The sequence below is a fragment of the Cognatilysobacter terrigena genome (assembly GCF_004361065.1).
GTDB classification, from domain to species: Bacteria; Pseudomonadota; Gammaproteobacteria; order Xanthomonadales; family Xanthomonadaceae; genus Cognatilysobacter; species Cognatilysobacter terrigena.
The window spans coordinates 1-24,794 of sequence record NZ_SELT01000012.1 but is presented as its reverse complement, the minus strand read 5'-3'; the positions used below and the strand labels follow the sequence as shown (position 1 = coordinate 24,794).

The 24,794-nt window shown below is 68.0% G+C and carries 17 protein-coding genes; 14 read left to right on the top strand and 3 right to left on the bottom strand.

All coding sequences use genetic code 11. The features are described 5' to 3' along the window. The first annotated feature begins 62 nt into the window (after positions 1 to 62). Positions 63 to 2,054, top strand: a complete 1,992-nt coding sequence (tkt, locus tag EVS83_RS08685; RefSeq protein WP_133500653.1) for a transketolase — start codon at positions 63 to 65, stop codon at positions 2,052 to 2,054. A 93-nt stretch (positions 2,055 to 2,147) separates the two neighbouring features. Here the strand turns inward: tkt and EVS83_RS08680 are convergent, their stop codons facing one another. From EVS83_RS08680 to EVS83_RS08670, 3 genes are all read right to left on the bottom strand, one after another. Next, positions 2,148 to 3,374: a putative bifunctional diguanylate cyclase/phosphodiesterase gene (locus tag EVS83_RS08680; protein WP_166636849.1), complete on the bottom strand. Its 1,227-nt coding sequence runs from the start codon at positions 3,372 to 3,374 to the stop codon at positions 2,148 to 2,150. Further along, positions 3,371 to 4,636: a cyclic di-GMP phosphodiesterase gene (locus EVS83_RS08675; RefSeq protein WP_133500652.1), complete on the bottom strand. Its 1,266-nt coding sequence runs from the start codon at positions 4,634 to 4,636 to the stop codon at positions 3,371 to 3,373. The genes EVS83_RS08680 and EVS83_RS08675 overlap by 4 nt, the downstream gene beginning before the upstream one ends. 157 nt (positions 4,637 to 4,793) lie before the next feature. Then, on the bottom strand, positions 4,794 to 5,609 hold the full coding sequence (locus tag EVS83_RS08670; protein WP_133500651.1) for a S1/P1 nuclease: 816 nt from the start codon (positions 5,607 to 5,609) through the stop codon (positions 4,794 to 4,796). Positions 5,610 to 5,727: 118 nt separating this feature from the next. On the opposite strand from EVS83_RS08670, the gene gap reads away from it, so the two are divergent. The 13 genes from gap to EVS83_RS08605 form a co-directional block, all read left to right on the top strand. Continuing rightward, positions 5,728 to 6,732 (top strand): type I glyceraldehyde-3-phosphate dehydrogenase, encoded by a 1,005-nt coding sequence (gene gap / locus EVS83_RS08665; protein WP_133500650.1) that lies wholly within the window; start codon positions 5,728 to 5,730, stop codon positions 6,730 to 6,732. Positions 6,733 to 6,897: 165 nt separating this feature from the next. Beyond that, the gene (locus tag EVS83_RS08660) at positions 6,898 to 7,326 is read left to right on the top strand and encodes a hypothetical protein (RefSeq protein WP_246022827.1); all 429 of its coding nucleotides are present in this window, start codon (positions 6,898 to 6,900) and stop codon (positions 7,324 to 7,326) included. A gap of 110 nt (positions 7,327 to 7,436) precedes the next feature. After that, positions 7,437 to 10,184 (top strand): DUF2339 domain-containing protein, encoded by a 2,748-nt coding sequence (locus EVS83_RS08655; RefSeq protein WP_133500649.1) that lies wholly within the window; start codon positions 7,437 to 7,439, stop codon positions 10,182 to 10,184. Next, the gene (locus tag EVS83_RS08650; protein ID WP_133500648.1) at positions 10,181 to 11,488 is read left to right on the top strand and encodes a DUF3999 family protein; all 1,308 of its coding nucleotides are present in this window, start codon (positions 10,181 to 10,183) and stop codon (positions 11,486 to 11,488) included. The genes EVS83_RS08655 and EVS83_RS08650 overlap by 4 nt, the downstream gene beginning before the upstream one ends. Before the next feature lie 92 nt (positions 11,489 to 11,580). Further along, positions 11,581 to 12,753: a phosphoglycerate kinase gene (locus tag EVS83_RS08645; protein ID WP_133500647.1), complete on the top strand. Its 1,173-nt coding sequence runs from the start codon at positions 11,581 to 11,583 to the stop codon at positions 12,751 to 12,753. Then, positions 12,753 to 13,388: an HAD hydrolase-like protein gene (locus EVS83_RS08640; RefSeq protein WP_133500646.1), complete on the top strand. Its 636-nt coding sequence runs from the start codon at positions 12,753 to 12,755 to the stop codon at positions 13,386 to 13,388. The genes EVS83_RS08645 and EVS83_RS08640 overlap by 1 nt, the downstream gene beginning before the upstream one ends. Before the next feature lie 70 nt (positions 13,389 to 13,458). Beyond that, positions 13,459 to 14,925 (top strand): pyruvate kinase, encoded by a 1,467-nt coding sequence (gene pyk, locus EVS83_RS08635; protein WP_133500645.1) that lies wholly within the window; start codon positions 13,459 to 13,461, stop codon positions 14,923 to 14,925. Between the two features lie 84 nt (positions 14,926 to 15,009). Further along, complete coding sequence (locus EVS83_RS08630; protein WP_281275110.1) at positions 15,010 to 15,609, top strand: energy transducer TonB; 600 nt, start codon at positions 15,010 to 15,012, stop codon at positions 15,607 to 15,609. 157 nt (positions 15,610 to 15,766) lie between these two features. Further along, complete coding sequence (locus EVS83_RS08625; protein ID WP_133500643.1) at positions 15,767 to 16,330, top strand: energy transducer TonB; 564 nt, start codon at positions 15,767 to 15,769, stop codon at positions 16,328 to 16,330. A gap of 110 nt (positions 16,331 to 16,440) precedes the next feature. Then, positions 16,441 to 17,451 carry a class I fructose-bisphosphate aldolase gene (locus EVS83_RS08620; protein WP_133500642.1) on the top strand — a complete coding sequence of 337 codons (1,011 nt, stop codon included), beginning with the start codon at positions 16,441 to 16,443 and terminating at the stop codon, positions 17,449 to 17,451. 201 nt (positions 17,452 to 17,652) lie between these two features. Next, entirely contained in the window at positions 17,653 to 18,705 is a 1,053-nt protein-coding gene (locus EVS83_RS08615) for an efflux RND transporter periplasmic adaptor subunit (protein WP_425456087.1), read from the top strand. A gap of 103 nt (positions 18,706 to 18,808) precedes the next feature. Continuing rightward, on the top strand, positions 18,809 to 21,934 hold the full coding sequence (locus EVS83_RS08610; RefSeq protein WP_133500640.1) for an efflux RND transporter permease subunit: 3,126 nt from the start codon (positions 18,809 to 18,811) through the stop codon (positions 21,932 to 21,934). A 144-nt stretch (positions 21,935 to 22,078) separates the two neighbouring features. After that, the coding region (locus EVS83_RS08605) for a beta strand repeat-containing protein (protein WP_133500639.1) at positions 22,079 to 24,794 on the top strand (2,716 nt) is incomplete at its 3' end.

Genomic DNA, 24,794 nt, shown 5'->3' with positions numbered 1-24,794 from the left:
CGGGGGATGGGACAATAGCGGGCTCCGCCGCCCGCTCCGGTGACCCCGGAAATTCCCGCCCGATGACCACGCCGACCCGCCGCGACCTCGCCAACGCCGTCCGTTTCCTCGCCATCGACGCGGTCCAGGCCGCCAATTCCGGCCATCCCGGCATGCCCATGGGCATGGCCGACATCGCGGAAGTGCTCTGGAACGACTACCTGAGCCATAACCCGGAGAACCCGGGCTGGTTCAACCGCGACCGCTTCATCCTCTCGAACGGCCACGGCTCGATGCTGCAGTACGCGCTGCTGCACCTGACCGGCTACGACCTGTCGATCGACGACCTGCGCAACTTCCGTCAGCTCGAGTCGAAGACGCCGGGTCACCCCGAGAACTTCATGACGCCGGGCGTCGAGACCACGACCGGTCCGCTCGGCCAAGGCTTCGCGAACGCGGTGGGCCTCGCGCTGGCCGAGAAGCTGCTCGCGCAGCGCTTCAATCGCGACGGGCATCAGATCGTCGACCACCGCACCTGGGTGTTCATGGGCGACGGCTGCCTGATGGAAGGCATCTCGCACGAAGCCGCGTCGCTCGCCGGCACGTGGGGTCTCAACAAGCTCGTCGCGTTCTGGGATGACAACAAGATCTCCATCGACGGCAACACCGACGGCTGGTTCACCGACGACACGCCGAAGCGTTTCGAGGCCTACGGCTGGAACGTCGTGCGCGGCGTCGATGGTCAGGACGCGGCGTCGATCAAGAACGCGATCGAGCAGGCGCTTAAGTCCGGCGACAAGCCCACGCTGATCTGCTGCCGCACCACGATCGGTTTCGGTTCGCCGGCGAAGGCAGGCAAGGAATCGAGCCACGGCGCGCCGCTGGGCAAGGACGAGATCATCGCGACGCGCGCCGCGCTCGGCTGGACCGCCGGCGATTTCGAAGTGCCGCAGGCGATCGCGGACGCGTGGCGCGCGAACGACAAGGGCCAGGCGCGCGAGGCGCAGTGGCAGCAGGCGTTCGACGCCTACGCCGCCGCCTTCCCGGCCGAAGCCGCGGAGCTTTCGCGTCGCATCAAGTCCGAGCTGCCGGCGAACTTCGTCGCCGATGCCGATGCGTACATCGCAAAGCTGCAGGCCGAAGGACCGGTGGTCGCATCGCGCAAGGCGTCGCAGATGGCGATCGAAACGTTCGCGCCGCTGCTGCCCGAACTCGTCGGCGGCTCGGCGGACCTCGCGCACTCGAACCTCACGCTGTGGAAGGGCTCGAAGTCCGTCGCGACCGACGACCCGAACGCCAACTACATCTACTTCGGCGTGCGCGAGTTCGCGATGTCGGCGATCTGCAACGGCCTGGAGCTGCACAGCGGTTTCATTCCATACGACGCCACGTTCCTCGTCTTCAGCGACTACGCGCGCAATGCCGTGCGCATGTCGGCGTTGATGGGCGCGCACGTCATCCACGTCTACACGCACGACTCCATCGGCCTCGGCGAGGACGGCCCGACGCACCAGCCCATCGAGCACCTCGCATCGCTACGCTACATCCCGCACAACGACGTCTGGCGCCCCTGCGATGCAGTGGAATCGGCTGCAGCGTGGAAGCACGCCATCGTCCGCAACGACGGCCCGACCTGCCTCGTGTTCTCGCGCCAGAACCTGCCGCACCAGCAGCGCACGGCGCAGCAAGTCGCCGACATCGAGCGCGGCGGTTACGTGCTCAAGGATTCCGTCGGCACGCCGGAGCTGATCCTGATCGCGACGGGCTCGGAAGTCGGTCTCGCCATGCAGGCCGCCGCGCAGCTCGGCGACAAGGTGCGTGTGGTGTCGATGCCGTGCACGGAGATCTTCGATCGCCAGTCGCCGGAATACCGCGAGGCGGTGTTGCCGAACAACGTACGCCGTCGCGTCGCGATCGAAGCCGCTACCGCGGACTACTGGCGCAAGTACGTCGGCCTCGACGGCGCGGTGATCGGCATGCACGGTTTCGGCGCGAGCGCGCCGGCGGAGAAGCTGTTCCCGCACTTCGGGTTCACGGTGGACGCCGTGGTCGAGGCGGCGCGCGCGCTGCGTTGAGCGAGGTACATCGAGCCGGTGCTGATCACCGGCTCGACGAACGAAAACGGCGCCTGGGAGGCGCCGTTTTCTTTTGTCGCGTGTGATGCCGCGTCAGCCCGTCGCAACGCGATCGAGCAGGAACGAAGCCGGTGTCGACCGCCCGATGTGATAGCCCTGCGCACGGTCGCAGCCGAGTGCGCGCAGCACCTCGAGCGTTTCCGCGTCCTCGATGCCTTCCGCGACGACCTGCAGGTCGAGCTGATGGCCGAGATCGATGATGGCCCGAACAACCCGCGCCGAACGAAGGTCGTGACGCATGTCGGCGACGAAGCTGCGGTCGATCTTGAGTTCCGTCGCGGGGAACTGCTTGAGGTAGGCGAGCGACGAATAGCCCGCACCGAAGTCGTCGATCGCGATTCCGAGCCCGGCTTCGCGCAGCGTGTGCAGCATCGAGATGCTGGTCAGCGGATCTTCCATCAGCGCGCTTTCGGTGACTTCGAGCGTCACCGCGTCCGACGGCATGTCCCACACCGACAGCGCACCGGTGATCTGCTGCACGAGATCGCGTTGGCCGAACACACGCGGCGACACGTTCACCGAGAAACGCAGGCGCGGGTCCTGCGCGCGGATCGCCGCCGCATGCCGGAACGTCGCGTTGAGGCTCCAGCGCGTCAGCTCGGCGATCAGGCCAGTGTCTTCCGCGAGGCGGATGAACACGTCGGGCCGGATGGGGCCACCATCGGGATCGTGCCATCGCGCCAGCGACTCGTACCCGCAGACCGCGTTGCGACGGAGATCGAGGATCGGTTCGAAGTGGGCTTCGAGACGGTTGGTCCGCAGCGCATCGTGCAGCCACTCGTACGGCACCATCATGCGTTCGGTGCCGGGGCTGTACAGCGCGCAGCGTTCGCTCAGGCGCTTGGCGTCGCGCAGCGCGATCTCGGCGCGACGCAGCAGCGTGGTCGCGTCGTCGCCGTGTTCCGGAAACAGGCTCACGCCGACGGCCACCGGCGTCATCACCGCATGTTCCGCGAACAGCAGTGGCGTCTCGAACGCACGGACGGCGCGCGTCGCTGCCAGCATGGCGTGGCCCGGATTCATCAGGCCCGGCAGCAGCACGATGAACTCGTTCTCCGCGACCTGTTCGAGTTCGTCCTGCGGACGCAGCAGTTCCCGGATTCGTTCGTGGGCAGCGCGACCGACCGCGTCGCTGGCCTCGTAGCCGTGCACGAGCCGGAACTCCTGCAGGCGCTGGACGCGCACCAGCATCACGCCGAGCGACGAGGCGCCCGCTTCGATACGTGCATTGAGGCGTCGCGACAGCTCCGCGCGGTTCAAAGATAGAGCTCCGTGACGTCGATGCCCGCGTGTCGATCCGGCAACGGACGACGGATCTCGATGGAGGTGTCGGTCGACAGCAGGTCGAGCGTGCGGAATCCGCGCAGCATCGTGCCGTCGGGATCGGTCAGCACGAGCACCCGCGGACGCAGGCGACGCGCGGAGTTCTGCGACATGATCGCGACGATCTCGCCCGTGTTGAGTTCCGCCAGGGAACCGGTGGGATACACGCCGAGGCAGCTGATGAACTGCTCGACGAGCTCCGGGTAGTAGCGCGTCACGCGATCGCGATAGAGCTCCTGCAGCGCGACGTGTCGCGGCATAGCGGCGGCGTGCGGTCGATCGCTGGTCATCGCGTCGAAGCTGTCGACGATGGCGGCGATGCGCGCATGCAACGGAATCTCGGCACCCGAGCGACGCGCCGGATAGCCGCTGCCGTCGGCACGTTCGTGATGGCCGTTCACCATCTCTATTACCGTGCGGCTGAAACGATCGGCCTGCAGCATCTGCGCGCCGAGCTCGACGTGGCGGCGGACGCGCGCCATCGACATCGCATCCAACGGGCCGTCGCGATCGAGCAGCGGGGCGGGCACCTGCGTCTTGCCGATGTCCATGAGCATCGCGCCGGTCGCGAGTTCGATCAGGTAGTCCTCGGGAAGTCCGAGATGGCGGCCGAACGCCGCGGCGAACATCGCGCCGTTGAGTGCGTGCGAATACGCGTATCCATCGCGGCGGCGCAGCGCGTTGAGCCAGAACATGGCGTCGGCATTGCGCAGCACACTGGCGACGACGGGGCGGGCTGCGGCGTGCGCGACCTCCGGTTCGATCGACTGCCCCGCCTGTGCCTGGTCGACGAGGCCGCTGACGGTGGATGCGGTGACTTCGAGCGCTTCCCGCGCGCTCGGAATCTCGTGGTCGAAGTCGACGGTGTCGTGATAGCGCACGGTGCCGATGCGCGGATCGCGCGGCAGCGCGGCGGCCGGGCGCGCGGCGGGCGTGGAGTCGCGCGTCGTCATCGTCTGCGTGGCCGCGCTCGACAGCGCACCGAGTCCGTTGAGCGCGCGCGAATAACCGCTCTGGCTCAGTTCGACGTCGATCCAGACGCGGCGACAGAAATTGCGCAGGGTCTGGATCTGCGACAGATCGCTGACGTAGAAGCCCTGCAACGGAAACGGCGTGTCGGTCCACGGGCGATCGAGCCGGCATACGAACATGCCGAGCCGTACCTGGTCCGCTTCGATCTCGCGCTCTTCGATCTGCATGCGCCCCCGGGCCGACGCTCCCCTCGGGACGCCGCATTCCCAAGAGTAAACCGCCGCGAGCGGCTTACAAGTGTTCGAAGGTCGGGGTTCGGCCTGAATGGCCGAAGGCGGTGCGGTCGCGACCGGTAGCGTCAGCTCCGGCCGCGGCGCGTCAGGCTCAGGGTGCCAGGGCGGCGTTGAGCACCTGTGCGAGGTGCGTGCCGGCGCGGCGGAGCTGTTCGTCGATCAGCGGGGTGAACGTCGCGAGGTAGGTCGCATCGATCTGCGGACTCGACGGATACACGCCGGGACGCGTGGCGATTCGGCAGGCCTGCTGCGACCATGCCGGCGAATCCGGCGGCAGGATGTGCGTCGGGATGTCGACCACGAGCGGCAACGCACGCAGCTTGGCGAGGTAGGCGGACTCGTCGAGACCGGTGGCCTCGATCATCCCGCTGTCCCAGAGCGAATGCAGGTTACTGCCCTTGTCGCCGCCGTCCTTGGTCGGCACGCGCACCTGCACGGTGTTGCCGCCCTTGTCCCGGGCGAAACCCGCGTGCAGCGGCTGGTGGGCGTCGCCGATGAAATGCACGACGAACTTCAGCGCCTGTCGGCGTGCGTCGAGCGATTGCGAATGGTCGGCGAGGATCTTGGTCTGCGCGCGGATCGCCTCGATCACGCAGTCGCCGTTCGGGCAGTCGCGCGGGGGCTCATAGTCGCCGCAGCCGTTCTCGGCGATGTCGGCGTAGTGCCACTTCGAACTGCGCTTGCCGAGGTCCGGATCGTTGGCGCGGAGCGCGTCGGCCCAGCTGGCGATGCCGGCGAGCGTCGGCTCCGTTTCGCCCTTGAGCAGCACGTCGACTTCCGCGCGCGCGGCGGGGGTGAGTTCGTCCGCAGCGAGGTCGGCGACGAGGCGGTGGCCCATCGCGCCCCAGGCGAACGCGGGGGACGCGACGGCGAGGAGCAGGGCAGAGGCGAGGAGGCGTCGAATCATCGGCCAAATGGTACGTGACAACACCGGCGCGGGCAGGCGTCGTCAGCGGGCCCGTTCAGCCGCCCTGCTAGAATGCGCGACTGTTTCCCGGCCGTTTCGGGCCCCGCAGGAGCTCTCCATGACGATCAAGGTAGGCATCAACGGCTTCGGCCGCATCGGTCGCAACGTGCTGCGTGCAGCCGTGCAGAACTTCGGCGACGACATCCAGATCGTCGGCATCAACGACCTGCTCGAGCCGGACTACCTCGCCTACATGCTGCGCTACGACTCCGTGCACGGCCGCTTCAAGGGCGACGTCTCGGTCGAGGACGGCGCGCTGGTCGTCAACGGTAAGAAGATCCGCCTGACGCAGGAGCGCGATCCGGCCAACCTCAAGTGGAACGAGATCGGCGCCGACGTCGTCATCGAATCCACGGGTCTCTTTCTCGACAAGGCCACCGCGCAGAAGCATCTCGACGCGGGCGCGAAGAAGGTCATCCTGTCGGCGCCGTCGAAGGACGACACGCCCATGTTCGTCTACGGCGTCAACGAGCGCCGTTACGCAGGCGAGGCGATCATCTCGAACGCGTCGTGCACGACGAATTGTCTGGCGCCGCTCGCCAAGGTGCTGAACGACAAGTGGGGCATCAAGCGCGGCCTGATGACCACCGTGCACGCCGCGACGGCGACGCAGAAGACGGTCGATGGCCCGTCGAACAAGGACTGGCGCGGCGGCCGCGGCATCCTCGAGAACATCATTCCGTCGAGCACGGGCGCGGCCAAGGCCGTGGGCGTCGTGATTCCCGAGCTCAACAAGAAGCTCACCGGTATGAGCTTCCGTGTGCCGACGTCCGACGTGTCGGTCGTCGACCTCACGGTCGAACTCGAGAAGAACGCGACCTACGCGGAGATCTGCGCGGAGATGAAGGCGCAGTCGGAAGGCGCGCTCAAGGGCGTGCTGGGTTACACCGAGGACAAGGTCGTCGCGACCGACTTCCGCGGCGACGCGCGCACCTCGATCTTCGACGCCGAAGCCGGCATCGCGCTCGATCCGACCTTCGTCAAGCTCGTCGCGTGGTACGACAACGAGTGGGGCTACTCGAACAAGTGCCTCGAGATGGTGCGCGTCGTCGCACGCGGCTGAGCCGTCACGCCATCGCATTGAACGGACCCCGCGAAAGCGGGGTTCGTCGTTTCGGGCTCGGACTTTTCCGACATGCGGACGCACCGAAATCCCGTGGTGCGACGTCGGCGCGCTTGCGATACTTCGCGGGCGCATTCGCGCCATGGGGATCAACAAGGAGATTGCATGTCACGCAAGACGTTCGCCGCCGCGATGGTGGCGCTGATGGCGCTTTCCGCCGTCGCCACGGCCCAGGCCAAGAAGAAGGACACCGACGAACCGCCGAGCCGCGAAGTGACGGGTCGTCACGACGTCGAGGGTGAGATCGTCGGGAACGAGATTCCGGGCAGCCCGTTCAACAAGCTCGAGATCGGCATGTCGCAGAAGCAGGTCCAGGACGTGATCGGCGCGAAGGTCCAGGACGACGCGGAGTGCGGTCAGTACTTCACCGGGAAGTCGTTCATCCCGTTCCACTTCGGTGGCGACAAGGTGCGCACCGAGTGCGCCTATAAGGGGCTGGGCCGGCTGGTGTTCACCAACCAGTCCGACTTCGATGCCAAGGCACTGCTGATCAAGATCGAATACGACGCGACCGAAGACGGTTACCGCGAGTAAGCCTGAACAAGCGTGTTTCGAAGCCCCGCCCCGTGCGGGGCTTCTTCGTTCTGGGGCGTCAAATCCGCGTGGTACCGTTCCGGCGCGGCAGGGGGCCGCACGGAGGGACGATGGAGAGTCTGTTGGTCGTGGCCGCGCTGGCGATCCTCGCCGTGCCGGTGCTCCTGATCGTGCTGCTGGTTTCGGTCGGTGCGTTGCGCCGGCGCGTCGCGGACCTCGAAACGCAGGTGAGCTGGCTTCGGCACCATGCAGCGGAAGCGGCGTCCGCGCCGCGAGCACCACGCACCGATGCGACCGATGCGTCCGAGCCGACGCTGTCGGAGTTGCTGCGGCAGTCGTCTGCCGCGCGGCCGTCGACCTCCGCGGCACCGTCGTCGCCGCAGCCGGAAGCGTCGGAGCCCGTCGCATCGTCGCCCGTGCAGGCACGGCCCGCGACCCCATCGGCCGCCGCGGTTCCGCCACCGCTGCCGCCCGCGTCCCCGGCACCGACACCCGCGCCCGCCCGCGCGGCGGCGCCCTCATCGACATCGACGTCCGGGCCTGCACCCGCCGCGGCCCCGCGTCCGCGCTCGGCGTATGCGCGACCCACGCGCGGCGACGGCCTGTTCGACACCGTGCGCCGCTGGTTCACCGAAGGGAACGTGCCGGTCAAGGTCGGCGTGCTCGTCCTGTTCGCGGGCGTGGCCGCACTGCTCAAGTACGCGGTCGACCAGGGCAGGTTGCAGGTGCCTATCGAACTTCGTCTCGCCGGCGTGGCGCTCGCGGCGATCGGCGGGCTCCTGTTCGGCTGGCGCCAGCGCGATGCGCGCCGTCCGTTCGGCCTCGCGCTGCAGGGCGGCGCGATCGGCGTGCTGCTGCTGGTGACGTTCGCCGCGTTCAAGCTCTATCACTTCATTTCGCCGGGTGCGGCATTCGGCATCAGCGTCGCGCTGGTGGCGGGGCTCTGCGTGCTCGCGGTGCGACAGGAATCGCTCGCGCTCGCCGTGCTCGGCGTGCTTGCGGGATTCCTCGCGCCGATCTGGCTGTCGACGGGGCAGGGCAACCATGTCGCGCTGTTCGGCTATTACGCCGTGCTCAACGGCGGCATCGTCGCGATGGCATGGCGTCGTCCGTGGCGACTGCTGAATCTGCTCGGCTTCGCGTTCACGTTCGGCGTCGGCAGCCTGTGGGGCGCGCTCAAGTACCGACCCGAAGACTTCGCGTCGACCGAGCCGTTCCTGCTGCTGTTCTGCGCGATGTACATCGCGATCCCGATCCTGTACGCCGCCGCGAAGACGCCGCCGCAGCGCCGGGTATTCGATGGCAGCCTGATCTTCGGCACGCCGCTGGTCGCGTTCACGCTGCAGGCCGCGATGCTGCACGACGACCGCATGCTGCTCGCGTTCTGCGCGTTGGGCCTTGGCCTGTTGTACGCGGCGCTCGCCGGACTGCTGCGACGTCGCGACACCTTCGCCGAACTCGTCGCGCCGTACGCGGTGCTCGCCGTGGGCTTCTCGACACTCGCCGTGCCGCTCGCACTGTCCGCGCGTGCGACCGCGGCAGTGTTCGCGCTCGAAGGCGCGGGCCTGGTCTGGCTCGGCCTGCGCCAGTCGCGTGCGCTGCCGCAACTCGCGGGCGTCGGTCTGCAGGCCGCGGCGGCGCTCGCCTTTGCGTACGCGTTCCGCCCCGACATCGGCGGACCGCCGGTGTTGAATGGCGTGGTGATGACGGCGGTGCTCGTGGCGATCGGCGGCTTCGCGACGGCGTTCGCGGCACGCCTGTATCGCAGCGATGCACTCGCGACGGGCGCGTATCTCTGGGGCCTCGCATGGTGGCTCGGCGCCGGTCTGTGGGAGATCGATCGCAGCGTCGAACCGCGCCACGCGGTCGATGTCGTGATGCTGTTCGTCCTGGGCACCGGTCTGCTCGCGGCCGAAGTGGCGCGACGCCGTGCGGCGGGCGCTCTGCACATGACGATGGCGGGCTCCCTGCTGATGCCGATCGTGTTCGCCGCATGGCAGTTCCAGAACCGCGGCCAGCCGTTCGCCGGGCTCGGCAGCGTCGCATGGGCGGTGGACCTCATCGTCGCGTGGCGCGTGCTGACGTGCCTGCGCGACAACACGTCGCGTATCCGCGGCCTCACGCATATCGGCTGGTTGATGTCGCTCGCGTTGGTGTCGTCGTTCGCCGCGCTGCACGTCATGCGGCATGCGAACGTGGGCGACGCCTGGCGCTTCGCTGCGGCAGCGTTGCCGTGGGTCGTGCTTGCCGCGGTCGCACTGCTCCGCCCGCACCGCATCGCGGCGCCCTTCGGCGACGATTTCGACGCCTGGAGCGGCAACCTGCAGGCCGCGCTCGCCACCGTACTCGCAGGCTTCTTCGTGGTCGGCCTCGTGTGGGAAGGCGCGATGTCGCCACTGCCGTACGTGCCCCTGCTCGACCCCGTCGAGCTCGTGCAGATCGCCGGTCTACTGCTCGCGCTTCGCGCGGCGGGCGATGTCGCGATCGCGCGACCGCTGCTCGCCGGCGCGGCGTTCGTGCTCGCGACCTCCATCGTGCTCCGCGCCACGCATCACTGGGGTGGCATGCCATGGTCCCCGTCGATGTTCTCGGCCGGACTCGTGCAGACCGCGCTGACCGTGCTGTGGAGCGTGATCGGCATGGCCGCCTGGGTGATGGGATCGCGCAGGCAGCGACGTTCGCTCTGGCAGGTCGGCGCGGTGCTGATGGGCGTCGTGCTCGTCAAGCTCGTGCTGGTCGACCGCCAGTACCTCGGCAACCTGCTCGGCATCGGCTCGTTCATCGCCTTCGGCCTGCTCTGCACGGCGGTCGGCTATCTCGCGCCCGTACCGCCGCGCGACACTGAGGCCACGGCATGAAGCGCGTCATCGCACTGCTGCTCACCTGCACCGCGTCGCTCGCGATCGCCGCGGGCACCGACTACGCGCGTCAATGGCCCGTCGTGCTGCACGCGACGCCCGCCGATGCGTATGCCGTCGAACTGACGCCCGAGGTCTACGCAACCGTCCAGCGCGCCGATCTCCGCGACCTCGACGTGCTCGATGCATCGGGCCGTCCGGTGCCGGTCGATCTCGTTGCGCAAGCTGCGCAGAACATGCAGACGACGCGTCGCGTCGCGTTGCCGTGGTACCGCATGCCGGCGCCCGGCGGCACGACGACCGACCGGGATTGGCGCGTCATGGTCGATGTCGACACGGATGGCCGCCTGCGGGTGACGCGGTCGACGGATGCCGCGGCATCGCCGTCCGCGACCACGCTGCTCATCGACGCGACGTCCTTGCGGACATCGCCGAGCGCGCTCGAACTCGCATGGCGACCGGGTGCATCGTTCGACGCCGGCTATCGCATCGAAGGCAGCAACGATCTCGACCGCTGGTACGACGTCGGCCGCGGTCGCCTGGTCGATGTGCACGAGGACGCGCGTCGCCTGCAGATGCATCGGCTGGAGATCGCGACGAGCACGGCGGGGCCGCGATTCCTTCGACTCGTGCCGGACGATGCGTCGGGCGCATTGCCCGACATCACCGGGGTCGATGCCGTGTGGACCTCGACGACTCAACGCGCGCCGGTCTGGCGCCGCCTCACGCCGAAGACGGACGCCGACGGCGCGTTCGAATTCGACGTCGGCGGCCGCTATCCGGTGCGGTGGATCGATCTCGACACCGCGGGCAACGACGCGCGCGCCTGGCGTTTGCAGAGCCGCGACACGCTGCAGGCGCACTGGAACGATCGATCGTCGTACTGGGTCGCGTATCGCGTCGGGTCCGGGCGCTCTTCGGCGCTCGTGTTCGACGTGCCGGTGCGCGATCGCTACTGGCGCCTCGTGCCGCAAAGCGGGGGCGACGCGCCGTCGCTGAAGGTCGGCTACCTGCCCGAGCGCGCGGTGTTCATCGCTGGTGGGCGCCCGCCGTACACCCTCGTCGCGGGCAGCCTGCGCGCGGTGCGCGAGCAGCGACCCGTGCAGGCGGCGATCGGCGGGATGTCCAATGGCGTCGCGACGGCCCGCCTCGCCGCCGCGACCGCCCGCTCGAGCAACGCCGCACTCGCCCCGGCCCGTGACTGGAAGACGTGGGGCCTGTGGGCCGTGCTGGGCCTGGGCGTGCTGGCCGTGGGCGGCTTCGCGCTCCACGTGCTGCGGGAGCCGCCGCGCACCGCGGACTGACGTATCGGGCTCGGAGCGACGACAATACGCGGCTGCGACGACGGCGATGCCGCGTCGCCGTCGCATCGTCCCCTTCTTCGAAGAGCCCGCCCATGTCCATCCTCCGCATGTCCGACCTCGACCTCGCCGGCAAGCGCGTGCTGATCCGCGAGGATCTGAACGTGCCGATCGCCGACGGCCGCATCACGTCCGAGCAACGCATTTCCGCCGCGCTCCCGACGCTGCGCCTGGCGCTGGAGAAGGGTGCTGCGGTGATGGTGATGTCCCATCTCGGTCGGCCGAAGGAAGGTGTGTTCAGCGAGGAGGATTCGCTCGCGCCGGTCGCCAAGCGCGTATCCGAACTGCTCGGTGTCGACGTGCCGCTGGTGCGCGACTGGGTCGGCGGCGTCGACGTGAAGCCGGGCCAGATCGTGATGCTCGAGAACTGCCGCATGAACGTCGGCGAGGGCAAGGACGACGAGGCGCTGTCGAAGGCGTACGCCGACCTGTGCGACGTCTTCGTCATGGACGCGTTCGGCACCGCGCATCGCGCGCAGGCGTCGACGCACGGCGTGATCCGGCAGGCGAAGGTGGCGTGCGGCGGCCCGCTGCTGATGGCCGAACTCGACGCACTGGCGAAGGCGCTGCAGGAACCGGCGCGTCCGCTGCTCGCGATCGTCGCGGGCTCGAAGGTGTCGACGAAGCTCGAACTGCTCGGCAATCTCGTCTCGCGCGTCGACCAGCTCATCGTCGGCGGTGGCATCGCGAATACGTTCATCGCCGCGATGGGACACGGCGTCGGCAAGTCGCTGGTCGAGCGCGATCTCGTCGACACCGCAAAGTCGATCATGGCGCAGGCGAAGGCGCGCGGCGCGGAGATTCCGATGCCGGTCGACGTCGTCGTCGCGCCCGAGTTCAACGCGAACGCGCTAGCGACGGTGAAGGCGGTCGACGCGGTCGGCGATGACGACATGATCCTCGACATCGGCCCGAAGACGGCGGCGCATTACGCGGAACTCATCCGCAATGCGGGCACCGTGGTGTGGAACGGCCCGGTCGGCGTGTTCGAGTTCGACGCGTTCGGCAAGGGCACCGAAGCGTTGGCGCGCGCGATCGCGTCGAGCAAGGCGTTCTCGATCGCGGGCGGTGGCGACACGCTCGCGGCCGTCGACAAGTACGGCATCGCCGACAACGTCAGCTACATCTCGACCGGCGGTGGCGCCTTCCTCGAGTTCCTCGAAGGCAAGACGCTGCCGGCGGTCGCCGCGCTCGAAGCGCGCGGCTGATGGCGACGCTGCTGTTCGACCTCGACGGCACGCTGATCGATTCGGCCGTCGGCATCACGCGTTGCGCGGCGTACGCATTCGAGTCGATCGGCGCGCCCGTGCCCGACGACGCGACGCTGCGCAGCTGGATCGGCCCGCCGCTGCGCGTGAGCTTCGCGCCGCTATTGAATGACGATGCGCGCGTCGAGCAGGCCGTCGAGCATTACCGCGAACGCTACGAGACGCACGGCTGGGCCGAGCACACGATCTACGACGGCATCCCCGACGCGATCGACGCCCTGCACTCGGCGGGTCATCGCCTGGCGGTCGTGACCGCGAAGAACGAGCCGCATGCGCGCAAGATCATCGCCAGCCTGCCGTTCGGCCATCGTTTCGTCGACGTCATCGGCGCCACGCTCGATGGCCGACTGAGCCACAAGCCCGAACTGATCGCCGAAGCGCTCGAACGCCTCGATGCATCGCCCGACGACTGCACGATGATCGGCGACCGTCGCATGGACATGGAAGGCGCGGTGCATCACGAGATGCGCGGCGTCGGCGTGTTGTGGGGCTTCGGCGACGAGCCCGAGCTGCGCCACGCGGGCGCGACGGAGATCGTCGACGATCCATCCGGGCTCGTACGGCTGCTGGCCTGAAATCGATTGCCGCGCGAGCGGCCGCGAGGGCGTGCTAGGTTTCGGCGATCCATCCGTTACCTGCCGCCGCATGAGCCATACGACGCGCCGCACCAAGATCCTCGCCACCCTCGGCCCTGCAACCGATGCACCGGGCGTTCTCGACCGTCTGCTCGAAGCGGGCGTCGACTGCGTCCGCTTGAACTTCTCGCACGGCGATCCGTCCGGGCAGGTGGTGCGTGCGCAGGCGGTGCGCGAAGCGGCGGCGCGGGCCGGCCGCGAGATCGGCATCCTCGCCGACCTCCCAGGCCCCAAGATCCGCATCGAGAAGTTCGAGAACGATCGCGTCGAGCTGAAGGCCGGTGATCGCTTCGACCTCGTGGCGCGCGACGACGCGCCGCTCGGCAACGAACGCGAAGTCGGCGTCAGCTATCTGGGACTGCCGGGTGACGTCGTGCCGGGCGACGTGCTGCTGCTCGACGACGGCATGATGCAGCTGCAGGTCGAACGCGTCGAAGGCGAGCGCATCATCAATACGGTGCTCAACGACGGCGTGCTGTCGAATCGGAAAGGCCTCAACAAGCAGGGTGGTGGCTTATCCCTTGGCGCGTTGACGCCGAAGGACGAAGAGCTCATCAAGGTCGCGGCAGGCATCGGCGTCGACTTCATCGCGGTGTCGTTCTGCCGCAACGCGCAGGACATGCACGACGCGCGGCGCATCGCACGCGAGGCCGGCAGCGACGCGGCGCTCGTATCCAAGATCGAACGTGCCGAGGCGATCGAGAACCTGCGCGAAATCGTCGAGGCCAGCGACGTCGTGATGGTGGCGCGTGGCGACCTCGGCGTCGAAATCGGCGACGCGGAACTTCCGGGCCTGCAGAAGAAGATCATCCGCGAGGCGCTGTCGGCCGATCGCATCGTCATCACCGCGACGCAGATGCTGCAGTCGATGGTCGACAGCCCGATCCCGACGCGTGCGGAAGTCCTCGACGTGGCGAACTCGGTGATCGATGGCACGGATGCGGTGATGCTGTCGCAGGAGTCGGCCGCCGGTAAGTACCCGATCAAGGCGGTGCAGGCGATGGATCGCATCTGCATGGGCGCGGAGCGCCAGTTCGATCACGACACCAACTTCGAAAGCGCACGCCGCGGCCTCGACCGCTCCGACCAGGCCATCGCGATGGCCGCGATGTTCCTGTCCGAACACATCGGCGTGCGCGCGATCGTCGCGATGACCGAGTCGGGCGGCACCGCGCGCTTCCTGTCGCGCTTCCGCTCGCCGGCGCCGATCATCGCGCTGTCCACGCAGGACGCCGCGCGTCGGAAGATGTGCCTGATGCGCGACGTCACCGCGCTGGGCTTCGACAGCACCGGCATGACCGCCGGCATCGCCGCCCGCGCCGCCGCGAAGATGCTGTTCGACCGCGGCCTGCTCGAAGACGGCGACCGCCTAGTGTTCACGAGCGGCGAGATCATGCACCAGCACGGCGCGACCAATACCCTGCGCCTCCTGCAGGTGGGCCCGAATGGCAAGGCCGAGGGGCTGGGGGAGCTGTAAGGGGCCGACGAAAGGTCACACGGTCGCCGCGCACGTCGCGGTAGATTCGGCGGAGCCCACCCACCGGAGAAGACCGTGAATCGGATGCTCGTTCTGCTCGGCGTATTAGTGGTTGCGACTTCGGCCCATGCGGCCGACGGCGATGTCGGCCTGCAGGTGCTCGGTCCCGATTCCATCGCCTCGTCGTGGACGCCAGTGGAAACGGTGACGCCCGTATATCCGACGCGCCTCGCGCAACGCGGTGTCAGCGGCTGCGTGACGCTGTCTTATGTCATCGAAGCCGACGGTCGCGTGTCTCAGGTGCAGATGCTGGACGGCCGCGCCAGCCCCCGATCGCCGATCGCCGAGCAATTGGCCATCGAGCAGTTCGCCGGCGCCGCTTCGGCGGCAGTGTCTGCGATGCGCTTTACCCCGACGGGCGAAGCGCGTTCGACCCTCACCGCCACGACCCTGCATTTCGGTGAGCCGGCGACATCGGCCGGTTGCGAAGGCACCCTCATGGCCCGTCGGCTTGAAGAGAAGAGGGACTGGGAAGGGTTGCTGGGAAGCCTGGCGACACGGCGTTCGTTTGCTTATACGCCCAGCGAGAATGGTGGCAACGTCGTACGCGCCATGGATTCACCGTGGGACGGCACCACGCAGATCATCCTGAGCGCGCCGCAGGTCGCTACATCAGGCCATTGATCCACTGCGCGTTGCGAGCCGCGGTCCGGGGAACGCGTCCGACACTGCAAATCGCGCCTACCGTTCCTCATTTGGGGGCGGTCGGGTAGCGGTGGAATGGGCGGATGGGGATGCTCGCTGCGGTGTCGATCAAGGCTTGTTGAAAGAGGGAGAGACGATGCGGAAGTACCTGCTGGCAGCCGTCGCAGCGCTTGCTGCTTTTTCGGGCGCGCACGCTCAATTGCCCGCAGGCGCGGGGACGCCGTCGGTTGTGGCGCCGGACCAGCTCACCGCGTACTGGCTGCCAGCGGCACCACTGATGCCGGCGACGTATCCCTCCGATCTGGCAGCGCGCGGCACCACCGGGTGCGTCACGCTCGCCTATACGATCGGTGTCGACGGCCGGACCTCGGACTTCCATACCCTCGACGCTGATGCGAGCGCGCGTTCGCCGATCGCGCGCCGCCAGGTCATCGAACGCTTCGCGCAGGCCGCCGCGGGCGCGGTCGCGCAGTGGCAATTCAAGCCGGCGGCTGAGCCGAAGCCGACCCTCACCGCGACCACCATCCAGTTCGACGGGAACGCCGCCAGTTCGCCAGCCGCGTGCACCAATGGGAATCTGGCGAAGGCGCTGCGTGACGGCAAGCGGTTCGAGGACGTCCTGCGCAATCTATACGAGGCCAAGGCCCGCTTCTGGACGCAAGGGCAGCGTGACCAGCAGCCCAGCCAGTTCATCCGCTGAGGCCCGGCGCGCCGCGAGCCGCCGTCGGCGGCCAACGCGAGACCGGCACTGAAATCGTAGTCAGTCCGGTCGGTATAATGCCGGCCCCTGATTTCAGCGCGCACGGACCCATGAGCATCGAACAGCTTGCCGAGACCGCCCAGGCGATGGTTGCCCCGGGCAAGGGCATCATCGCGATCGACGAATCCAACGCCACCTGCGCCAAGCGCTTCGCGGGCGTGGGCATCGAGAACACCGAGGAAAACCGTCGCGCGTATCGCGAGCTGCTGCTCACGGCCCCGAACATCAGCCAGTACCTGTCGGGCGCGATCCTGTTCGACGAGACGATCCGCCAGTCCACTAAGGACGGCGTGCCGTTCACCCAGATCATGATGCAGAACGGGATCATCCCGGGCATCAAGGTCGACAAGGGCCCGGTGCCGCTCGCGGGCTTCCCGGGCGAGGTCGTCACGGAAGGCCTCGACGGCCTGCGCGGCCGCCTCGAGGAGTACTACAAGCTCGGCGCGCGCTTCGCGAAGTGGCGCGCGGTCATCAACATCGGCGACGACATCCCGACCGGCACCTGCATCGAGGCGAACAGCCACGCGCTGGCGCGCTACGCCGCGCTGTGCCAAGAGCAGGGCCTGGTTCCGATGGTGGAACCCGAAGTGATCATGGACGGCGGCCACGACATCGAGACCTGCTACGAGGTCACCGAGGTCGTCCTGCGCTCGCTGTTCGGCGCGCTGTACGAGCAGAACGTGATGCTCGAGGGCACGATCCTGAAGGCGTCGATGGTCATCCACGGCACCGATTCGGCGGAAAAGGCGTCGATCGAGGAAGTCGCCGCGGCCACGCTGCGCTGCCTCAAGTCGACCGTGCCGGCCACGCTGCCGGGCATTGTCTTCCTGTCGGGCGGCCAGTCCGATGCCGACGCGACCGCGCACCTGAACGCGATGAACGCGGCCGGCCCGCACCCGTGGCCGCTGTCGTTCTCGTACGGCCGCGCCATGCAGCAGGCCGCGCTGAAGCTGTGGTCGCAGGATATGCAGGGCAACTACGCGAAGGCCCAGCAGACCGTGTTCGAGCGGGCCCGCGACAACGGCCTCGCCGCGCTCGGCCAGTGGCAGGCCGCGGCCTGATCCATCGCGCCAAGCGATTCGCAGACGCCGGCCCCGTGCCGGCGTCTTCGTTTCGGGCGGCCGTGTCGGTCGCGTTGACCTCGCCGGTGCAACACCGTCGTTCCAACCGCGTCACGCGACCCAGTACCGATGACACGGGCCGTAACACAGGCGCTGGCTAGAATTCCGGGTCCCCCCGTAGTCCGGATGCGCATGCGATCGATTCTGGTGTTCCCGGCCCTCGTGGCGGCCCTGGTCCTGACGGGCTGCGGCGACCGGGCGAACGCCGCCAAGGACGGCAGCAAGAAGGGCGGCGACCGCCCGGTGACAGTGACGACGGAAGTCGTCCGCACCCGGCCGTTCGCGGACACCTTGCAGGCGCTGGGCACCGTGCGTGCGCGCGAGTCGGTGACGGTGACCGCCAGCGTGTCGCAGAAGGTGCAGGCCGTGCATTTCGACAGCGGCGACGTGGTGCGCGCCGGTGCTCCGCTGGTGACGCTGGTCGCACAGGCCGAGCAGGCCCAGCTGCGTGCTGCGGAGGCCGCGGCGAAGGAAGCGTCCGACCTCTACAACCGCCAGGCGTCGCTCGCCGCCCAGCAACTCGTCGCGCGTTCGCAGCTCGACACGCAGCGGGCGACGCGTGATGCCGCAGTCGCACGCGTCGGCCAGATGCGCGCACAGATCGCCGACCGCGTGATCCGCGCGCCCTTCAGCGGCGTGCTCGGCCTGCGTCAGGTCAGCCCGGGGTCGCTCGTGATCCCCGGTACCGTGATCACCACGCTCGACGATCTGTCGACCGTCTACGTCGATTTCCCGGTACCGGAAACGCAGCTCGCGCAGATCGCGCCGGGCGAATCGATCAGCGGTCATGCCGCCGCATACACGGGCCGTACGTTCGACGGCACGGTGGCGACGATCGATGCGCGCATCGATCCCGCGACGCGCGCCGTCACCGTGCGCGGCCAGTTCCCGAATGCCGATCGCGCGCTCAAGCCCGGCATGCTGCTGCAGGTCGACGTCGCGCGCGCCGAGCGCCCGGCGCTGATGATTCCGGAGATCGCGGTCGTGCAGGTCGGCGACGCGTCGTACGTCTTTCGCGTCAAGGCAGGCACCGCGGAGCGCGCCGACGTGAAGCTCGGCACACGCAGCAACGGTCTCGTCGAAGTGCTGTCGGGCCTCGCGGCCGGCGACACGATCGTGGTGGACGGCACCGGCAAGCTGAAGCCGGGCGCAAAGATCAACGACGTCTCGAAGGCGCCGCGCAAGGCCGCATGACGCCGCGCATCGCGCGCGTCACGGCCGCCTTCGTTCGCGCACGGATCGCGCGCTTTCCGTTTTGTTCGCCTGCGCGTTCGCGCGCCGAACCTGAGCTTTCGCGATGAACCTGTCCGATCTTTCGATCCGCCGCCCCGTCTTCGCGACCGTGATGAGCCTGCTGCTCATCACGCTGGGCGTGATGGCGTTCAGTCGCCTCACGTTGCGCGAGCTGCCGGCGATCGACCCGCCGGTGGTCTCGGTCGACGTGAGCTACGAGGGCGCATCGGCGAGCGTCGTCGAAACGCGCATCACGCAGGTGCTGGAAGACGCGCTCTCCGGCATCGAAGGCGTCGAGTCGATCGACTCGCGAAGCATCAACGGACGCTCGTCGATCTCGATCGAGTTCAAGCTCTCGCGCGACATGGAAGCGGCGGCGAACGACGTGCGCGACGCCGTCAGCCGCGTGATCGACCGTCTACCCGACGAGGCCGACGCGCCGCAGATCGCGAAGGTCGAAAGCGACGCCGACCCGATCATCTGGCTCAACATGAGCAGCAAGACGATGAACACGCTGCAGCTGTCGGACTATGCCGACCGCTACATCGTCGATCGTCTCGCCGCGCTGGAAGGCGTGGCGCAGGTGCGCATCGGCGGCGAGCAGCGCTATGCCATGCGCATCTGGCTCAATCGCGACGCCATGGCGGCGCGCAGCATCACCGTCACCGACATCGAGAGCGCGCTGCGCGCCGAGAACGTCGAGTTGCCGGCGGGGCGCATCGAATCGCAGACGCGTGACTTCACCCTGCGCGTCGCACGCAACTACCAGAAGCCCGAGGATTTCGCGCAGATCCCGCTGAAGAAGGGCGACGACGGCTACGTCGTGCGGCTCGCCGACGTTGCACGCGTCGAACTCACCTCCGCCGAACGCCGTGCGTACTACCGCAGCAACGGCGAGAACAACATCGGCCTCGGCATCATCAAGACGTCCACCGCGAACAGTCTCGACGTCGCGCGTGCCGCACGCGCCGCCGCTGACGAAATCCGGCCGTCGCTGCCGCCGGGCACGGACATCTTCGTCGCGTTCGACACGACGACGTTCATCGACGCGGCGGTTGATCGGGTCTACCACACGCTGGCCGAGGCGATCATCCTCGTGCTCGTGGTGATCTGGCTGTTCCTCGGCAGCTTCCGCGCCGCGCTGATTCCGGCGGTGACCGTGCCGGTCTGCCTCATCGCCGCGTTCATTCCGCTGTATGCGTTCGGCTACTCGATCAACCTGCTGACGCTGCTCGCGCTGGTGTTGTGTATCGGCCTGGTGGTCGACGACGCGATCGTGGTGCTCGAGAACATCCAGCGTCGCGCGGATCTCGGCGAGCCGAGGCTCGTTGCGGCTGCACGCGGCACCAAGCAGGTCGCGTTCGCCGTTATCGCCACGACGGCGGTACTCGTGTCCGTGTTCCTGCCGATTGGCTTCATGCAGGGCAACACGGGCCGCCTGTTCCGCGAGCTGTCGGTGGCACTCGCCGGCGCGGTCGCGCTGTCGGCGTTCGTCGCGCTGACGCTCACGCCGATGATGTCGTCGAAGCTCGTGCGTCCGCATAGCGAGGAGAAGTCGAATCCGGCGACGCGCTGGGTCAATACGCGTCTCGAGTCGGTCAGTGCGCGCTACCGGCGTTTCCTGGATCGCAGCGTCGAGCGTCCATGGATGTTCGGCGTGGTGATGATCGCGGCGCTGGCGGCGAGCTTCGTGCTGTTCAAGGTCGTGCCGTCCGAACTCGCGCCCGCAGAAGATCGCGGCTTCTTCCAGGTGATGATCACCGGACCGGAAGGCGCCGGCTACGACTACACGGTTGGACAGGTGCAGCAGGTCGAGAAGATCATCGCGGCGCGTACCGGCGACGGGAAGGACATCGCGCGCTACAACCCGCGCGTGCCGGGCGGTTTCGGCGGCAGCGAGGAAATGCACACCGGCCGCATCGCGGTATTCCTGCAGGACTGGGACAAGCGCAAGGCGAGCACCGCGGACATTGCGGATGGGTTGAAGAAGGATTTCGCGAAGTTGCCGGGCGTGCGCGTGTCGACGCAGGTGAGCGGTGGCTTGGTGCGTACGCGCGGCCAGCCGGTGAACATCGTGCTGGGCGGGCCGGACTACGCGCAGTTGGTGAAGTGGCGCGATGCCGTGCAGGCGCGCATGGAGCAGAACCCGGGACTGACCGGCGTCGATTCCGACTACAAGGAAACGCGCCCGCAGATGCATGTCGAGATCGATCGCAGCCGCGCCGCCGACCTCGGCGTCAGCGTCACCGATATCGGTCACGCGCTCGAAACGATGATGGGCAGCAGCCGCGTCACCACGTTCGTGCAGAACGGCGAGGAGTACGACGTCATCGTCCAGGCCGATCGCGTCACGCGCGCATCGCCGACCGATCTTGAGCAGATCCAGGTGCGCGCGCGCGATGGCTCGCTGGTGCCGCTGTCGAACCTGGTGACGCTGCGCGAAGTCGCGGAGCCCGGCAGCCTCAATCGCTTCAACCGCCTGCGTGCGATCACGTTGAGCGCAGGCCTCGCGCCCGGCTATCGCATGGGCGATGCGATCAAGTTCCTCGAGCAGGCCGTCAAGGACGAACTGCCGCCGGAAGCGCAGATCGACTGGAAGGGCGAGTCGCGCGAATACCAGCAGGCCGGCGGCGCCGTCGTGCTGACGTTCGCGCTCGCGCTGCTCGTCGTGTTCCTCGTGCTCGCCGCGCAGTTCGAGAGCTTCATCCATCCGCTGGTGATCATGCTCACCGTGCCGCTGGGCGTGCTCGGCGCGCTGCTCGGCATCTGGATCACGCACGGCACGCTCAACCTCTTCAGCCAGATCGGCATCGTCATGCTGGTCGGCCTCGCCGCGAAGAACGGCATCCTGATCGTCGAGTTCGCGAACCAGCTGCGTGACGAGGGCCGGACGATCCATCAGGCGATCGTCGAGAGCGCGGGCGTTCGTCTGCGGCCGATCCTGATGACCTCGATCGCGACCGTCGTCGGCGCCGTGCCGCTGGTGCTCGCGGGCGGCCCGGGTTCGGCCAGCCGCGCCGCGATCGGCGTCGTGGTGATCTTCGGCGTGTCGTTCTCGACGCTTCTCTCGCTGTTCGTGGTCCCGGCCTTCTACGTGCTGCTGGCGAAGTACACGAAGTCGCCGGAGGCGGTGGGCCAGGAGCTCGAAGCGCTCGAGGCCAGCACCCCGCACGTCGCGGATCACGGCTAGCTGAGACAGTCATGTTGCCGAAAAGTGACCGCAGATGTCCGGAGTCACTTTGTTTTTACGTTTCGACCCCCTTATGATCGACGTCACAAAAAGGTAACCGCGTAGCGTTGGGCGGCGCGGTCGTTCGTCGACAGGGGAAATTCGATGCAATCCACCAAGCTGGCCGGTTCGGCCGGGTCCCGTGCTGCCCGCGTTCTGAAGGTCGCGCCCGTTGCCTCGGCGATCCGCCATGCGCTCGCTGCATCGGTTGCTGCGGTCGCGCTCGCAGGCCCGGGCATGGTGATGGCAGCCCCGGCGCACGTGCCAGCCGCGTACCGGACCTCGGTGGCCAGCGCCCCTCGCTACCCCGTCCATGACCTGACCCGCGTCGCTCCGTCGCAGACGCCCGCAACGAGCGGCGCGGTGCCGCCGCCGCAGCCCGGCGACGTCATCGTCGACAACAGCACGCCGATCGTGGATGCATCGGGGACCGGGTCCGACGTCGGCGTTACCGGCTACGCCAATGGCGTCAACCTGCACATCAACAACACGGCGAGCATCACGCTCGACGCCGCGTCGGTCGGCGGCGCGTCGACGGTGGGCATCGCCGGAACGGCGATCGATGGCGGTGTCGCGATCACCAACGACAGCGCGATCAGCCTCGGCACCACGCAAGCCGGCTACAACGCCATCGGCATCTACGCCGCGGGCGATGCCGCGGGCGTCTACAACAGCGGCGCGATCACGGGACGTTCGACGGGTCGTGCAGTCGGGATCCAGGCCACGACGTCCGGCGCCGCGATCGTCACCAACAGCGGCGCGATCGATGTATCCGGCTATCTCGGCGCCGTCTATGGCCCCGCCGACGCGATTGTCGTTTCCAGTGCGGGCGGGCCGGTCGACATCACGAACACCGGCGCTCTGACGGCCTACGGCGCGACATTCGCGCATGGCATCACCGCGTACACCGCCACGGGCGACATCCACATCGCGAACGGCGCATCGATCGGTGCCGACAGCGCGTATAGCGCGCTCGGCATCACCGCGCGTTCGAATACAGGCTCGATCGACGTCAGCAACTCGCGCGACATCGATGCGACCTCCGCCTTGGGTGACGCGACGGCGATCTACGTGTCGACCGACGGATCGGTCACGGTCAACAATGATGGCCGGCTGCAGGCGGACGGCTTCAGCGCCACTGCCGATGGCATTTTCGCGAACGGCGGCGACGTCGGCGTCGCGAATACCGGCACGATCTATGCGTCCGGCGGCACGTGGGCGGCCGGCATCGAGGCCCAAGCGCTGCACGGCGTGGAGGTCGAGAACAGCGGCGACGTGTTCTCGCAGGCGTACGGTCTCGCGTTCGGCATCTATGCGACGGCGGGTGACGGCAGGGCGATCGTCACGAACACCGGCGATCTGAACGTCGCAGCGGGCGGCCCGTATGGTTCGTCCGCCGGCATCAGCGTAGCGGCCTCGACCGGCAGCGCGCTGGTCGACAACCGCGGCGACATCACGGCCACGGGCTACTATGCGAACGGCATCGACGTTCGCACCGCAGATGCGGCGAGCGTCATCAACTACGGCGCGCTCACGATCGGCGATCCCTACGGCGCCGCGGTCGCGACCGGCATCCATGTGTCGACGACGTATGACGCCGGCAACATCGACGTCACCAACGTGGGCGACATCGCGGTCGGCGCGGCCTACATCGGCACGGGCATCGAAGCGATCGCCACCGGTGCTGGCAGCACGGTTGACGTGATCAACGGCGCGTCGGTGATCGTCAACACGCAGATGGCCGGTTTCACGACGACGGGCATCGTCGCATCGGGCGACCTGACGACACGGGTCGTCAATGCGGGCCTCGTCGGCGCCTATGGCAACGGCGATATCGACGGCGTCGTCGCGACCTCCGCCGTTGGCCTTGCGGATGTGCAGAACGTTGGCGACGTGTACGCCATTTCGTACTCCGCGGGTGGCAGTTACCAGGCATCCGGCCTGGTGGCGTCGTCGTCGGGCGGCACCGCGAACATCGACAACGCGGGTCGCGTCATCGCGGTGGCGGGTTACTCGGCTCACGCAATCGATGCCAGTGGCCAGTACGGCGCGACGGTCTCGAATGACGGGCTGGCGGTCGCCCAGGCTTACATCGCGTACGGCATCGTCGGCAGCTCCGCCGTGGGCGATGTCAGTGTGACAAACACCGCCTACGGTGCGGACGTCGTCTACGGTGTGCTCGCGGTGGGCGTCAAGGGCGCGACGGTGCAGGGCGACATCGCCGTCGACAACGCGGGCACGATCTACACGAAGGCTTATGGCCTTCCGTCGGTCGGCGTCTTCGGCACGTCGACGTACGGCGATATCGCGCTGACCAACAGCGGGGACATCGCTTCGGTCGGCAACGGCACCGGTGTCAGCGCCGAAGCTGTGTTCCTGACCTCGACGCATGGCGATATCCAGGTCGACAACACAGGCGCCATCGACGGAACGGGCGATTACAACGTCTTCGGCGTGCGCACCCGCGCGTCGACGGGCGGCATCACCGTCGACAACGGCGGCAGCATTGCCGCTACCAGCACCTACGGCAGCGCGGTTGGGCTGCTGGCGCAGGCTGGCGGTCCGATCGACATCACGAGCAGTGGCGACGTCCACGCGCAAAGCACCGACGGCCCCGCCGAAGCGATCCTCGCGGTGTCCAACGGCGCGGTCACCCTGACGAATACGGGCTCGATCGGCGCGCAGTCGGCGTATGCGGGTGCGATTGGACTCGACCTCTCTGGCAGCAGCGTCACCGTGAACAACGGCGGCCCCGTCAGCGCGACCGCGTACGGCAATGCCACCGGCATCTACGCCGTTGGCGGTACGGTGCAGATCAACA

Excerpts from the sequence above, each read along its gene's own strand:
- EVS83_RS08675 (WP_133500652.1), bottom strand. The coding sequence starts at position 4,636 with ATGCAGATCGAAGAGCGCGAGATCGAAGCGGACCAGGTACGGCTCGGC.
- EVS83_RS08655 (WP_133500649.1), top strand. The coding sequence starts at position 7,437 with ATGGAGAGTCTGTTGGTCGTGGCCGCGCTGGCGATCCTCGCCGTGCCG.
- EVS83_RS08640 (WP_133500646.1), top strand. The coding sequence starts at position 12,753 with ATGGCGACGCTGCTGTTCGACCTCGACGGCACGCTGATCGATTCGGCC.
- EVS83_RS08645 (WP_133500647.1), top strand. The coding sequence starts at position 11,581 with ATGTCCATCCTCCGCATGTCCGACCTCGACCTCGCCGGCAAGCGCGTG.
- EVS83_RS08660 (WP_246022827.1), top strand. The coding sequence starts at position 6,898 with ATGTCACGCAAGACGTTCGCCGCCGCGATGGTGGCGCTGATGGCGCTT.
- tkt (WP_133500653.1), top strand. The coding sequence starts at position 63 with ATGACCACGCCGACCCGCCGCGACCTCGCCAACGCCGTCCGTTTCCTC.
- EVS83_RS08610 (WP_133500640.1), top strand. The coding sequence starts at position 18,809 with ATGAACCTGTCCGATCTTTCGATCCGCCGCCCCGTCTTCGCGACCGTG.
- gap (WP_133500650.1), top strand. The coding sequence starts at position 5,728 with ATGACGATCAAGGTAGGCATCAACGGCTTCGGCCGCATCGGTCGCAAC.
- EVS83_RS08625 (WP_133500643.1), top strand. The coding sequence starts at position 15,767 with ATGCGGAAGTACCTGCTGGCAGCCGTCGCAGCGCTTGCTGCTTTTTCG.
- EVS83_RS08650 (WP_133500648.1), top strand. The coding sequence starts at position 10,181 with ATGAAGCGCGTCATCGCACTGCTGCTCACCTGCACCGCGTCGCTCGCG.
- EVS83_RS08620 (WP_133500642.1), top strand. The coding sequence starts at position 16,441 with ATGAGCATCGAACAGCTTGCCGAGACCGCCCAGGCGATGGTTGCCCCG.
- pyk (WP_133500645.1), top strand. The coding sequence starts at position 13,459 with ATGAGCCATACGACGCGCCGCACCAAGATCCTCGCCACCCTCGGCCCT.
- EVS83_RS08630 (WP_281275110.1), top strand. The coding sequence starts at position 15,010 with ATGCTCGTTCTGCTCGGCGTATTAGTGGTTGCGACTTCGGCCCATGCG.
- EVS83_RS08670 (WP_133500651.1), bottom strand. The coding sequence starts at position 5,609 with ATGATTCGACGCCTCCTCGCCTCTGCCCTGCTCCTCGCCGTCGCGTCC.